Genomic DNA, 12623 nt, shown 5'->3' on the forward strand with positions numbered 1-12623 from the left:
TCACCGGCAACGCAAGGAACCTTCCCAATGAGCATCAAGAGCGACAAATGGATACGCCACATGGCCGAGACCACCGGCATGATCGAGCCTTTCGAACCCAAGCAGGTCCGCGAGCGCGATGGCCACAAGATCATCAGCTACGGCACGTCGAGCTACGGCTACGACATCCGCTGCGCGCCCGAGTTCAAGGTTTTCACCAACATCCACAGCACCGTGGTGGACCCGAAGAACTTCGATGAAAAGAGCTTCGTGGACATGCACGGCGACAGCTGCATCATTCCGCCCAACAGCTTTGCGCTGGCGCGCACGCTCGAATATTTCCGCATTCCGCGCAACGTGCTGACCATCTGCCTGGGCAAAAGCACCTATGCGCGCTGCGGCATCATCGTCAACGTCACGCCCTTCGAGCCCGAATGGGAAGGTTATGTGACGCTGGAATTTTCCAACACCACGCCGCTGCCCGCCCGCATCTACGCCGGCGAAGGCTGCGCGCAGGTGCTGTTCTTTGAAAGCGACAAGGACGATGTCTGCGAAGTCAGCTACAAGGACCGGGGCGGCAAATACCAGGGCCAGGTGGGCGTGACGCTGCCCAAGGCGTGAGCTGCCGCACTTGCGGATAGGCCTTGAACGCCGGGGGCTATTGGCCTGGCGCAATGGCCGCGCCACAATGCGGCCTGCGAAGTCCACCCACGAAAGGCAGGCAACCCATGAGAAATGACGACACCCGCTGCTGCGGAACCGGCACCTGCATGATCAATGCGCAAGGTTTCTGCTGGTGCGGGCAGCGCTGGGACGGAGAAAAAATGTGCGCACCGGGCTTGCCCGGCGGGCAGCCAGGCCAGGCGGCGCTTGAACCCGGGCTTGCTGAAAAATCATCGGAACTTCGGATGCTTGATCATCCGCCTGCCGCATGAACCCCCTGAACCCCAAAAAACTCCTGCTTTCCAAATGGACGGCGGTGCAGCCCATCCGCAAGGACAAGCATTTCCTGGTCACCAAGGTAGTTGCGCCCGAGTTTGTGGGAGAAAAAACGCAGTGGGTGGACATCGAAGCGGTGTTTTCGCGGTCCACGCAAAGGCTTGCCTGGCGTGACCTGCAAAACGACGACCTCTGGAAGCAGGGCTGGGTATGAAAGCCGGCAAGCGCATGAAACCCCGCAGCCTGCTGCTGCGCCAGGCGCGTTTTGCAGGCCTCTTGGCGATGGGATTAACCGCAGGGAGCGTGGCCATGGCCGTTGAAGAACCGAAGTTTGAAGTCACGGTCAAGGACGGCAACTGCGAAGTGCGCCGCTATGCCCCGGTCATCGTGGCTGAAACCTATGTGGAAGGTGACATGGATGCGGCCTCGCGCCAGGGTTTCAAGCTGATCGCCGATTACATTTTTGGCAACAACCAGCTGGCAGGCACGGCGCCAGACAAGGCTTCGGAAAAGATCGCAATGACGGCGCCCGTCACCGCCGAGCCCGTGGCTGCGTCCGGGAAGATCGCGATGACCGCTCCCGTGACCGTGGAGCCTGTGGCGGCTGCTGCCTCCATGGCCAGCGCCACCCAATGGCGGATTCATTTCGTGATGCCAAGCCAGTATTCGATGCAAACGCTGCCCAAACCCAACAACGAGGCGGTGAAGTTGCGGGCAGTGCCCGCCAGGACTTTTGCGGTGCTGAGCTACTCCGGTTTCAACACGGCCTCCAGGGTTCAGGAGAAAACGGACGAGCTGGCCCTGTGGATGAAGTCGAAAAACCTGCAGGCTGTCAGCGTGCCCCAGCTTGCGCGCTACGACCCGCCGTGGACCTTGCCGATGTGGCGCCGAAACGAAATCCAGATGGAAATCAAGACGCCCTGAATCAGGGGTTTTTCACACGAACAGGGCGATGCGCTGACTCCTTTTTCCGGTCAGCCTGGAGCGGTCTGAGCCGTTGGCGTCTCGGCTTCGCGCCAGCCCACCGCGCCCCGGTAGGCGTGCCAGCTTGCATGGCCGAGCAGCGGGCCGATCACCACCAGGCCGGCGCCCCAGGGCAGCAGCGCCACGGCAATCAGCGTGGTGATGAGCAGCCCCCACAGCAGCATCACGCCGGGGCTTGAAAACATCACACGGATGCTGGTGATGGCCGCTGAAATCGCATCGGTGTCGCGGTCCAGGATCATCGGGATCGACACCACGGCGGTGGAAAAGACCAGCACCGCGAACATCCCGCCCACCGCCAGGTAGACGGCGACGAATTCCCAGTTGTCGGGGTTGAACACGGCGTTCAGCACGCCAGTGGTCGAAGGCATGCCGGTGTTGAAAAACACCGCGAACACCACCAGCGAGGCCCGGCCCCACAGCAGTTCGAGCACGATCAGCACCAGCACCAGCATGCCCATGCTGCGGATGTGGCTGTCCCAGCAGGTCAGCGACGCCCCGAGTTCGGGCCTGAGGCCCTGCTCGCGCCGGCGGCTGACTTCATACAGGCCCATCGCCAGGAAGGGGCCGACGAGCAGGCAGCCCGAGGCAATCGTCAGCGTGTATTCAGGCCGGGCGCGAAACACGGCGCCGAGCGTGAGCGCCATGAGCCAGAAGCAAATCCCGTAAAACAGGCCGATGCCGGGATGCGCCAACAGGTCGCGCCATCCGGCGGCCAGCCAGGCAAAGGGCGCACCCGGACCGAGCGGCCGCATGATCGCCTGCGGCCCGACCGGAGGCGGAGGCACATACGGCGTGTCCATGACCGGCAGCTCGTCGTGCAGCGTCTGGGCTTGGGAGGGCAGGGCTGCGGGCGGCACCCTGCCGTCGTCGCGGGAAGGGGAAGAGTTCATGGGGCTTTGGTTGAGAAGGCGGGTCTGTCGTCAGCCGCCAGCGTAACCAGTTCCCCAGGCCCTGACCAGCAGGAAAGTACCAACAAGCGTTGCCGGTATGGATTTCCAGTGCATGCGCGTCGCCCTGCGTTTCGGTGTACTGCCTGAAACACGCTCGCTCCAGAGTACCGGGAAAAATAGGAAAAACCGTGTTTCAGGCGGCCTGGTGCTGTTCGAATTTTTCCTGGCAGGCAATGCAGCGCGGGGCTTCGGGGCTGGCCTTCAGCCTTGGCGCGGGGATGGGGACCGCGCAGTCGATGCATTCGCCATAGTTGCCTGCTTCAATGCGCGCCAGGGCCGCGTCGATCATGGCCAGTTCGCTGGTTTCGCGCTCGCCAATGGCGAACTCCAGTTCACGCTCGGTGGCCACCTGGGCACTGGAATCCTCGCGGCGCTCGAAATGGTCGGCTGCCGCTTCGGCGCGGCCCAGCACGCCGCCGCGCTGGTCGCTGATCTGCGCCAGGATGGCGGTGCGCATGTCCGTCAATTGCTGGCGGTAAGGGCTTGCTTGTTCTGGGGTCATGGGAAGGTCTCCTTGTTGGGTTTGGGTTCATCATGCACCCGCGCGGTATTTTCTTCATTGACAAGGGTCAACGCGTGTTAAGCACCCATGGAGCGCCCGCATCGCGTGCCTGCACGGAGGCAACGCCGGGCGATTTTTCAGCACTATTGCCGGTGCATCCAGGGGCTGCCCGAAGATTTGCAGGTAAGCTTGCATCCCACCGTGCCGCCATCCAACCTTCCTCCCCCCCCACCCCTTCCGCCGCGCGCCAGCCGCGGCGCCCTGGCCCTGCCCGGCATCCGGAGCATCGACGTGGCCCAGCCGCTGAAATGGCTGGCGCGCGGCGCGCGCGACATGCGGCGCGGCGGCTGGCTGAGCCTGCTGCACGGCCTGGTGCCTGCCGCGTTCGGCGGCCTGCTGGTGCTGCTGGCGCGCGACCGTTTCTGGCTGCTGGCCGGTGCGTTTTCGGGTTTCCTGGTGGTGGCGCCGGTGCTGGCCACCAGCCTGTATGCGATCAGCCGGGCGATTGAACGCGATGAGCCGGTCAATCTCCGGCTCATCGTCAACACCTGGACGCGCTGGCAGTACTCGCGCTATGCGGCCAGGGGCGGCTACTGGAGCATGGTGCGCTTTGGCCTGCTGCTGGCGCTGGCCGGCACCGGCTGGGTGCTGACGTCGGCCGCGCTGATCACCCTCCTGGCGCCCGAACCCGTCAACACGCCGCTCGATTTCCTGCGCCACGTCGTGCTGGCGCCGGGCCACTACGTCTTCGAACTCTGGCTGACCATGGGCGGCCTGATGGCGGCGCCGATCTTTGCCTCCAGCGTGATTGCCATGCCGCTGCTGCTCGACCGCCGGGTCGATGTGCTGCAGGCGGTGCTGACCAGCTGGCAGGCGGTGCTGACCAACCCGGTTCCGCTGGCCTTGTGGGCGGCGCTGATCATGCTGCTGACGCTGCTTGGCCTGGGCACGCTGCTGCTGGGCCTGGTCGTGGTGCTGCCACTGCTGGGCCATGCCAGCTGGCATGCCTACCGCGACCTGGTCGATGCCAGTGCGCTGCCCGAGCGCCTGCCGCCCGAGGGGGCCGCCTGATGTTCGGTTACTCGGAGGAGCAGGTGGCCGCTTTTGGCCTGTCGTTCGGCGTGGGCGCTTTCATGCTCTACATGCTGTTCATCATCGGCCAGCTGGCGTGGTCGTCCAAGGCCGGAAAGTTCGGCACTTTCGTGATCTTTCTGGGCCTGGCTTTCGGCATGGTGGGTTTTGTCGCCAAGTACTTCATCCAGTGGATGCTGGAGAAGTAATTCCGTTTCCAAATCAATCCGATATGTCCTTGCTTTGCCTTGCCGTGCCAAAGCCTGTTCTCCGGCTTCGCGCCTAATCCCGGACTGATTTGAAAACGTAATAAAGCGCTGGCCCTGGCTGCTGTTTTTGAATAAAAAAATCAGTCCCGCGCAATACCCGTAAGCGTAGGCAGCTATTAAATATATAGCATGCAATGACCCTTGAAAATCGGGCTGGCGGTGCCTGGCGGATCGGTCTTGACACAATCGGCTCATGAAAAATGACTTCAAAGGCAACAAGCACGCCTTGCCCGCCAAACCTTGCGCGGTCTGCGGCCGCACCATGACCTGGCGCAAGGCCTGGGCGAAAAACTGGGCCGAGGTGCTGTACTGCTCTGACGCCTGCCGCGCCAGGAAAAAGCACCACGGCGCCGCGCCATGACCGGGGCCCCTGTTGCATGGGCTGCGGCCAGTCCCGTTCAGCCGGGGCGGCTGCGCCATCTGGTCATGGTGCTGGGCGACCAGCTGGATGAACAGGCTTCGGCTTTTGATGGTTTTGATGCCGAACTCGATGCCGTCTGGATGGCTGAAGTAGCCGAGGAGTCCACCCATGTGTGGTCGGCCAAGCAGCGCATCACCCTGTTTTTAAGCGCCATGCGCCACTTTGCCGTCCAGCTGCGCGAACGCGGCTGGACGGTTCACTACTCACGGCTGGACGACAGCGGCAACTGCGGCACGCTGGCGGGCCAATTGCAGGCCGCCATCACCGGGCTGGCGCCCGAAGCGCTGGTCATGACCGCGCCGGGCGACTGGCGCGTGCTGCAGGACTTGCGCGGCGCGGCCAAGGCAGCGGACAAGCTGCTGGACATCCGCGACGACCGGCATTTCTTCAGCACCGTGCGCGACTTTGCCGCCCATGCCCAGGGGCGCAAGCAACTGCGGCTGGAATACTGGTACCGCGAACTGCGCACCACAAACGGCATCCTGATGCAAGGCGGCAAGCCCGAAGGCGGGCAGTGGAATTTCGATGCCGACAACCGCGAATCCTTTGGTGCGGCAGGGCCGGGCGCGCTGCCGCCGCGCAGCTTTTTTGCGCCCGATGCCACCACGCTGGAGGTCATGGCGCTGGTCAACCGTCGTTTTGCCAGCCATCCCGGCCAACTCGATTCCTTTGGCTGGCCGGTCACCCGCGCCCAGGCGCTGCTGGCGCTCGACGCCTTTATTGCCCGGCGCCTGCCGCTGTTCGGCCAGTATGAAGACGCCATGTGGAACGGCGAAGCCTGGCTCTACCATTCGCACCTGTCGTCGTCGATGAACCTCAAGCTGCTCGGCGCGCGCGAAGTCGTCGATGCCGCGCAGGCGGCTTACCGGGCAGGGCAGGCGCCGCTGGCGGCCGTTGAAGGTTTTGTCCGGCAAATCCTCGGCTGGCGCGAATTCGTGCGCGGCATCTACTGGACGCAGATGCCCGATTACGCTCGGCGCAACGAACTGGACGCGCAGCAGGCGTTGCCGGATTTTTACTGGACCGGCCAGACCGACATGGCCTGCCTGCGCGATGCCCTGACGCAAACCCTGGCGCACGGCTATGCGCACCACATCCAGCGCCTGATGGTCACCGGCCTGTATGCGCTGCTGCTCGGCGTCAAGCCGCAGGCGGTGCATGCCTGGTACCTCAGCGTGTATGTCGATGCGGTCGAATGGGTCGAACTGCCCAATGTGCTGGGCATGAGCCAGTTCGCCGACGGCGGCCTGATGGCGAGCAAGCCCTATGCCGCCACTGGCAAGTACATCCAGCGCATGAGCAACCACTGCAAGGGCTGCCGGTTTGACCCGGCCGAAGCTGTGGGCGAAAAAGCCTGCCCCTTCACCACCCTGTACTGGGATTTTTTGATGCGCCACGAAGCGCGGCTGGCCAAGAACCCGCGCATGGCGCTGCAGGTCAAGAACATCGCCCGCCTGAGCCCGGAGAAGCGCGCCCTCATCCTCGAAAAGGCGCAGTCCCACCAGTCCGCCGTCAGCCCGCCCGTTTCCCCATGACCCCCTTTGCGTTTGAACCCACCTTGCAGGCCGCCCATGAACGCATCAAGGCGGTCCGCCCGCAAGAATATGCCCGCACGCGAAATGCCCTCTATGGCGCCGTCACCCGGCTCTCGCCCTACCTGACGCACGGGTTTGTTTCGCTGCCCGAGGTGCATGCGGGCGTGGCCTCAAGCTATCCGCTCGATGACCAGCACAAGTTTGTCTTCGAACTGGGCTGGCGCGCGTATTTTCAGCATGTGTGGAGCCATGTCGGCGCAGGCATTCACCAGTCGCTGCATGAAGGCCTGATGCCCGAGGCCGCCTATGCCAACGAGTTGCCCGAAGACATCGTGCAGGCCAGGACCGGCGTGCCCGCCATCGACTGCGCGGTGCGCGAGTTGTACGCCACCGGCTACCTGCACAACCATGCGCGCATGTGGCTGGCCAGCTATGTGGTGCATTTGCGCAAGTTTCATTGGCATGTCGGAGCCGAATGGCTGTATTCGCACCTGCTTGACGGCGACCTGGCCAGCAACCACCTGAGCTGGCAGTGGGTGGCCGGCACCGGCAGCAGCAAGCCCTATGTGTTCAATGCCGACAACGTGCAGCGTTACGCGCCGGCCGCCTGGCACAGCCCGGGCAGCGTCATCGACACCTCGTACGAGGCGCTGGACCGCATTGCCCGCAGCGCCAAGCCGGCGGTTTTTGGACGCAGTAACGCCGCCGGCACCAGTCCGCCCGAACGGTTCAGCCAGCCGCCACGGCCGGATGACTTTTCGCCGGTCGATGCGCAGGCGGTGCAGGGCAGGGATGTCTGGCTGGTGCATCCGTGGGCATTGGGCGCGCTGCCTGCCGAACTGCCTTCAGGCGTGCTGGCGCTGGGCATTGCCCTGGCCGAGTTTCACGATGCACATCCTTGGACAGCGCAGCGCTGGCACTTCGTCACCCAGCGGATGCGGCAGCTGGCGCCGCTGTGCTGGTACGCGCCCGCGCAAACCATAGGCGAGGCCCTGCACTCGGCCCGTTCCGTGCATCTGCTGCCCGACCCGCACCTGCGCGCCATTGGCAAGCCCTGGCTGCCAGCTGCGGTCCGGCAGCATGACGCAGCGAGGCTGTTCACGCCGGTGGGCGAACTCTGCGGCAGCTTTTCGAAATGGCGCAGCCGCACCCGTCTGCTTCGCTGACCCAGGTCGCAGGCAATGGAAAACGCTTCTCTCCTACGCAGGGATGCGCAAATTGCCGCGCTTGCCGCAAATCTCGACCTTTAGCATCGCTCCAGGGGAAAAAGGAGCCGGGTGATGATTTCTGATCGTGTGAAGAAGTGGGGCATGTCGTCGGGTCGTGCCTGGTACGTCATGGCCGCCGGTCTGCTGTTTCTGCTGCTTCTGGCCGCCCTCGTGCAGGTGGTGAATGGCCAGGTCGCACAGGCGCATCTTCGCCAGACGCAATACCAGGCTGCGCAAACCGCCTTGTCCGGTTGTGTCGCCAACTATTCGGGGGCGGCGCGCAGGCAGTGCAGTGCGCAAGTCAATGCACGGCTTGCGCTGGACTCCACCCAATTTCCCGAGGTTGAAGTGCAGGCGGGCGTCCAGCTGGAGCCGCCGGCCGTGCTTGCCGGGCAGGGCGCGCCGACCGGGTCGCCTGGCCTGGCTGCGCACCGCTTCACCGAGGCAGTTTTTGTCAGCCATTAGGGCAAGGGCTGGCCGTGGACGAACAGCCGGAACTGACTTCACAGGGTTCGCTACCTGCCCCCTTGACTTGATTACCATCGGCCTGTTGACCACTTTGTACCCGGAGGCACCATGAAATGGGAAGGCAATCGAGAATCCGACAATGTCGAAGACCGGCGCAGTGACGGTGGCGGCGGTTTTGGCGGCGGTGGCGGCCTGCTGGGCGGACGCAGCATCGGCATCGGCACCATCGTCGTGGCGCTGGTGGGCGGCTGGATATTCGGCATCAACCCGCTGACCCTTTTGAGCATGTTCAGCGGTGGGGGAGCGCCCACCGCGCAAGTGCAGCAGCAAGCGCCCGCGCAGCGGCCGCCGGCCGACGACCGCATGGCCGCCTTCGTGTCCACCGTGCTGGCTGACACCGAAGACGTCTGGAAAGACGTGTTCGCCAAGGGCGGCGGCACCTACCAGGAACCCCGGCTGGTACTGTTTCGCGGCGCCACGCAAACCGCCTGCGGCCAGGGGCAGGCGGCCATGGGGCCTTTTTACTGCCCCGGCGACCAGAAGGTCTACATCGACCTCGGGTTTTACGAAACCCTGAAAAACAAGCTCGGCGCACCCGGCGACTTTGCGCAGGCCTATGTGATCGCGCATGAAGTCGGCCACCATGTGCAGAACCTGCTCGGTATCAGCGAAAAAATGGAGCAGATGCGCGGCCGCGTCAGCAAGGTCGAGTACAACGCGCTGAGCGTTCGCCTGGAACTGCAGGCCGACTGCTTTGCCGGCGTCTGGGCCAACCACGCCCAGAGCGCCCGGAAGATCCTGGAGCAGGGCGATGTCGAGGAAGCCATGAACGCAGCCGCCCAGATTGGCGACGATGCACTGCAGCGCTCGGGCCGTGGCGCCGTGGTGCCTGAGAGCTTCACCCATGGCACCAGTTCGCAGCGCCAGCGGTGGTTTGACACCGGCCTGAAGAACGGCAGCGTCAAGGCCTGCGACACCTTTGGCGCCCGCAACCTGTAATTTCATTTCGATGCAAGGCCGCCCGGGCTGCCGTCCGCCGGCCGGCGCGCCACGTGAAGAACTCCTGAATCCATAGCGGCTTGCGCAGATGGGTATTGCGCAAAGGGGCGATTTGATCATAATCACACGAAACTCAACCGTGTGAACGAACTCCGGCCCGCCATGATGGGCCGAGCCCGGCGATTCAGACCTTTCAGACACCTTCAATCCAATGGGCCACCCCTCCATGAACATACTCCTGACCGGCGGTGCCGGCTATATCGGCAGCCATACCTGCGTCGCGCTGATCGAGGCGGGCTTCACCCCGGTGATCCTGGACAATTTTTCCAACAGCCATCCGGCCGTGCTGGAGCGACTGCGCCAGATCACCGGCCAGAACGTGGCGTGTGAAAAAGGCGACGTGCTTGACACGCCGTGGGTGGGCAGCGTGCTGGCGCGCCACCAGATTGCCGCCGTGCTGCATTTTGCCGGCGACAAGGCGGTCGGCGAAAGCGTGGCCCAGCCGCTCAAGTACTACCGCAACAACATTGGCGGCGCGGTCAGCCTGCTGGAGGCGATGCAGTCCTCAAGCTGCCGCACGCTGGTGTTTTCGAGCAGCGCCACGGTGTATGGCGACCCGGCGTCGGTGCCCATCACCGAAGGTTTTCCGCGCAGCCACACCAACCCCTACGGCCATACCAAGCTCGTGATCGAGGACATCCTGTCTGCCGTGCAGGTGTCCGACCCGTCCTGGCAGCTGGGCGTGCTGCGCTATTTCAACCCGGTCGGCGCGCACCCGAGCGGCCTGATCGGCGAAGACCCGAGCGGCATTCCGAACAACCTGATGCCTTTCGTGACGCAGGTGGCGATTGGCAAGCGGCCTTTCCTGAACGTCTACGGCAACGACTACCCGACGCCGGACGGCACCGGCGTGCGCGACTACATCCATGTGCAGGACCTGGCCGAAGGCCATGTGGCCGCGCTCCAGTCGCTGCTGGAAACGAAAAAAAGCTTTACCGTCAACCTGGGAACCGGCCGGGGCAACAGCGTGCTCGAAGTGGTCAAGGCGTTTGAAAAGGCCAGCGGTCGTCCAGTGCAATACCAGATTGCCCCGCGCCGGCCGGGCGACGTGGCGCAGTGCTATGCCGACCCCGCGCTGGCGCGCCAGTTACTGGGCTGGAGCGCCAGCCGCGACCTGGCCGACATGTGCCTGGATTCCTGGCGCTGGCAAAGCGGCAATCCGGAAGGCTATATATAAGGTTAAATATGCCTTTAGCGCAGGACTGGCGTGCGTTTATAGCTATGAAATACGTAGCGAAATAAGTTTTTTGGAAACCTTGCGCAGCGGCAGCCGCAGGTGATCGCTTATCCCGCAAGGGCCGCGTTGCGGTTCACCAGCACCACATCGGGGCTCATCGAGACCATGTGCGCGGGGCCAAAAATGGTGGCGAAGGCCACATCCTTCGCGTCGCGCCCATGCGCCAAACGCACGATCTGGTCCAGCGGCGACATCGCGGTCGGATCAAACAGCACCCAGCGCCCGCCCAGGTAGGCCTCAAAAACGGCATGAAAGTCCGGCGGCGGCTCATCAAACGTGGCGTAACCGCTGACCAGCCGAGCCGGGATGTTGAGCGCCCTGCAAAAGGTCAACGACAGGTGCGCAAAGTCCCGGCAGACACCGGCCCGCTGCGTGAAGACTTCGCGCGCTGTCGTGGTGGCGTTGGTCGAGCCGATACGGTATTCAATGTTGCCGCGCACCCATTCGCAAATCGCCTGCACGCGCGAGTAGCCCCGGGGCAACTGGCCAAACAGTTCGGCGGCATTGGGCCCCAGCAAGTCGGATTCGCAGTAGCGGGTCGGCGTCAGGTAATGCAGCACATCGTCCGGTAACTCGTGCACCGGCACTTCAGGGGCATTGACATCGGCGGGCTCGATCATGCGGTCAACCAGGGCCCGATAGACCACCTTCAGCGGGCCCTGCTGGGCCTGAAAGCGCAGGAAGCGGTTGCCGGACTGTCCGTCGCAATAGGTTCTGAAAGGCGTCGGCGGCTCGATCTGAAGGCTTTCCTGTACCAGCGTCTGGCCCATGCCGTTGGCGACATGGATCAGAAATACAAACTCGGACGGGCCATCGACGACATAGTCCAGCGTCGAATTAATTTGCAGCCGGTTGGTGTTGAATGGCTGCGCCACGGTGGCGGCGGGGGCCAGGTTGTCTTGAAACAACAAGGCAACGCTGGGGTCGTTCATCAAGGTATCGTTCATCGGAGTTCCTGCGGGGCAATAGGAGGTCTTGAGGCATGGCTCAAGCGGATTCGAAAGCTTATGAATTAAACCAGCCCCGGCAGGGCCGACGCATCGGCAGGCCGGAAGTGGTGGTGTAGGACGAAGCCCGCCGTTGCGGGCTGTTGAATCTAATTCAACTTCGCTTGCGCACCTGGACGGTGACATCCATGCCCAGGAAGTCGCCCGGCGAGCCGTCCCAGGACCCGCTGAGCGGCTTGGCCAGGCTGGCATGGCGGGCCACGCCGACGGGGATGAGGTCCGTGCCGCCGATCAGGTTGTTGGTCGGATCGAACGGAATCCAGCCTGCGTCGGGCAGGTAAATCTGCACCCAGGCATGCGTGGAGCCGTTGCCGTGGCTCTGCTGGTCTTCGGTGTCCAGCCACGGCGTGTATAGGTAGCCCGAAACGAAACGTGCCGCATAGCCGAGCCGGCGCACCGCCTCGATCATCAGGGTCGCAAAGTCCCGGCAGGCGCCACTTTTCAGCCGCAGCGTGTCATATGGCGTCTGCACGCCGGGGTTCAGGCGCACATGGTAGGTCATGGCGTTGCGGATGAATTGCGTCATTTCCACCAGCAGTTCGCGGGTGCCGGTAATTTCGTCGGGCCGGATGAACTGGTTGGCCCAGTCCTGCAGAATGCCGCCGGGGTCGTCGTAGTAGGGCGTCAGGTAGTGATGCAACACCAGCCGTTCTTCGTCTCCATACGCCAGCGGAAACTGCCGGGCACGCGAACTCATGGGAAAGTTGACCGCGCGGGTGCCGGTGTGCTCGACCGACGACATGCACACCACCTCCAGTTCATTCGCCGGGCTTTGCGGCTGGATCTTCGCGATGGAATTGGAATAGGCATCCTGGAACATGCGGATGTCCACCGGTGTGGGCGTGACCCGCAGGTCAGTGGCCAGTACCCGCAGGTCATGGCTGTCGCGTGGGCGGAACTGCACCCAGTGCTCGCCCAGCATGACCTGCTGGGCATACCGGTAATGGGTGGTGTGGGTGATGTCGAAGATGGCGGACACGTCAAGGCTCGG

15 protein-coding genes are annotated in these 12623 nt (G+C 63.6%); 11 read left to right on the top strand and 4 right to left on the bottom strand.

The features are described 5' to 3' along the window. The first annotated feature begins 27 nt into the window (after window positions 1-27). The 3 genes from dcd to EC86_RS0100840 all read left to right on the top strand — a co-directional run bounded on the left by dcd (window position 28) and on the right by EC86_RS0100840 (window position 1842). A complete protein-coding gene (gene dcd, locus EC86_RS0100825) occupies window positions 28-600 on the top strand; it encodes a dCTP deaminase (RefSeq protein WP_029523828.1) in 573 nt (190 codons plus the stop codon). A 310-nt stretch (window positions 601-910) separates the two neighbouring features. Beyond that, entirely contained in the window at window positions 911-1132 is a 222-nt protein-coding gene (locus EC86_RS0100835; protein WP_029523829.1) for a TIGR02450 family Trp-rich protein, read from the top strand. A gap of 14 nt (window positions 1133-1146) precedes the next feature. Beyond that, on the top strand, window positions 1147-1842 hold the full coding sequence (locus EC86_RS0100840) for an SOUL family heme-binding protein (RefSeq protein ID WP_029523830.1): 696 nt from the start codon (window positions 1147-1149) through the stop codon (window positions 1840-1842). Between the two features lie 50 nt (window positions 1843-1892). On the opposite strand, the gene EC86_RS0100845 is transcribed toward EC86_RS0100840, so the two are convergent. Together EC86_RS0100845 and EC86_RS0100850 are read right to left on the bottom strand one after the other, a co-directional pair. After that, complete coding sequence (locus tag EC86_RS0100845; RefSeq protein WP_051676089.1) at window positions 1893-2705, bottom strand: DUF2189 domain-containing protein; 813 nt, start codon at window positions 2703-2705, stop codon at window positions 1893-1895. A 283-nt stretch (window positions 2706-2988) separates the two neighbouring features. Continuing rightward, window positions 2989-3357 carry a TraR/DksA family transcriptional regulator gene (locus EC86_RS0100850; RefSeq protein ID WP_029523832.1) on the bottom strand — a complete coding sequence of 123 codons (369 nt, stop codon included), beginning with the start codon at window positions 3355-3357 and terminating at the stop codon, window positions 2989-2991. Window positions 3358-3558: 201 nt separating this feature from the next. Here EC86_RS0100850 and EC86_RS0100855 point away from each other — a divergent pair, with 201 nt between their 5' ends. The 8 genes from EC86_RS0100855 to galE all read left to right on the top strand — a co-directional run bounded on the left by EC86_RS0100855 (window position 3559) and on the right by galE (window position 10565). Next, window positions 3559-4428: a DUF2189 domain-containing protein gene (locus EC86_RS0100855; RefSeq protein ID WP_029523833.1), complete on the top strand. Its 870-nt coding sequence runs from the start codon at window positions 3559-3561 to the stop codon at window positions 4426-4428. Beyond that, window positions 4428-4637, top strand: coding sequence for a DUF2788 domain-containing protein (locus EC86_RS0100860; protein WP_029523834.1), 210 nt, complete (start codon window positions 4428-4430; stop codon window positions 4635-4637). The genes EC86_RS0100855 and EC86_RS0100860 overlap by 1 nt, the downstream gene beginning before the upstream one ends. Before the next feature lie 253 nt (window positions 4638-4890). After that, window positions 4891-5058 carry a DUF2256 domain-containing protein gene (locus tag EC86_RS27430; protein WP_084181081.1) on the top strand — a complete coding sequence of 56 codons (168 nt, stop codon included), beginning with the start codon at window positions 4891-4893 and terminating at the stop codon, window positions 5056-5058. Further along, entirely contained in the window at window positions 5055-6653 is a 1599-nt protein-coding gene (locus EC86_RS0100870) for a cryptochrome/photolyase family protein (protein WP_051675655.1), read from the top strand. The genes EC86_RS27430 and EC86_RS0100870 overlap by 4 nt, the downstream gene beginning before the upstream one ends. Further along, on the top strand, window positions 6650-7819 hold the full coding sequence (locus tag EC86_RS0100875) for an FAD-binding domain-containing protein (RefSeq protein ID WP_029523836.1): 1170 nt from the start codon (window positions 6650-6652) through the stop codon (window positions 7817-7819). The genes EC86_RS0100870 and EC86_RS0100875 overlap by 4 nt, the downstream gene beginning before the upstream one ends. A gap of 114 nt (window positions 7820-7933) precedes the next feature. Beyond that, window positions 7934-8326 (top strand): hypothetical protein, encoded by a 393-nt coding sequence (locus EC86_RS0100880; RefSeq protein ID WP_029523837.1) that lies wholly within the window; start codon window positions 7934-7936, stop codon window positions 8324-8326. Window positions 8327-8437: 111 nt separating this feature from the next. Continuing rightward, window positions 8438-9328, top strand: coding sequence for a KPN_02809 family neutral zinc metallopeptidase (gene ypfJ / locus EC86_RS0100885; RefSeq protein ID WP_029523838.1), 891 nt, complete (start codon window positions 8438-8440; stop codon window positions 9326-9328). A gap of 226 nt (window positions 9329-9554) precedes the next feature. After that, window positions 9555-10565: a UDP-glucose 4-epimerase GalE gene (gene galE / locus EC86_RS0100890; protein WP_029523839.1), complete on the top strand. Its 1011-nt coding sequence runs from the start codon at window positions 9555-9557 to the stop codon at window positions 10563-10565. 107 nt (window positions 10566-10672) lie between these two features. Here galE and EC86_RS0100895 read toward each other — a convergent pair whose 3' ends face one another. Together EC86_RS0100895 and EC86_RS0100900 are read right to left on the bottom strand one after the other, a co-directional pair. Then, window positions 10673-11572, bottom strand: coding sequence for a transglutaminase-like domain-containing protein (locus EC86_RS0100895; protein ID WP_051675656.1), 900 nt, complete (start codon window positions 11570-11572; stop codon window positions 10673-10675). Between the two features lie 154 nt (window positions 11573-11726). Next, window positions 11727-12611 carry a transglutaminase family protein gene (locus EC86_RS0100900; RefSeq protein WP_029523841.1) on the bottom strand — a complete coding sequence of 295 codons (885 nt, stop codon included), beginning with the start codon at window positions 12609-12611 and terminating at the stop codon, window positions 11727-11729. Window positions 12612-12623: the final 12 nt, after the last annotated feature.

The sequence above is a fragment of the Polaromonas glacialis genome (genome assembly GCF_000709345.1).
Classification (GTDB): domain Bacteria; phylum Pseudomonadota; class Gammaproteobacteria; order Burkholderiales; family Burkholderiaceae_C; genus Polaromonas; species Polaromonas glacialis.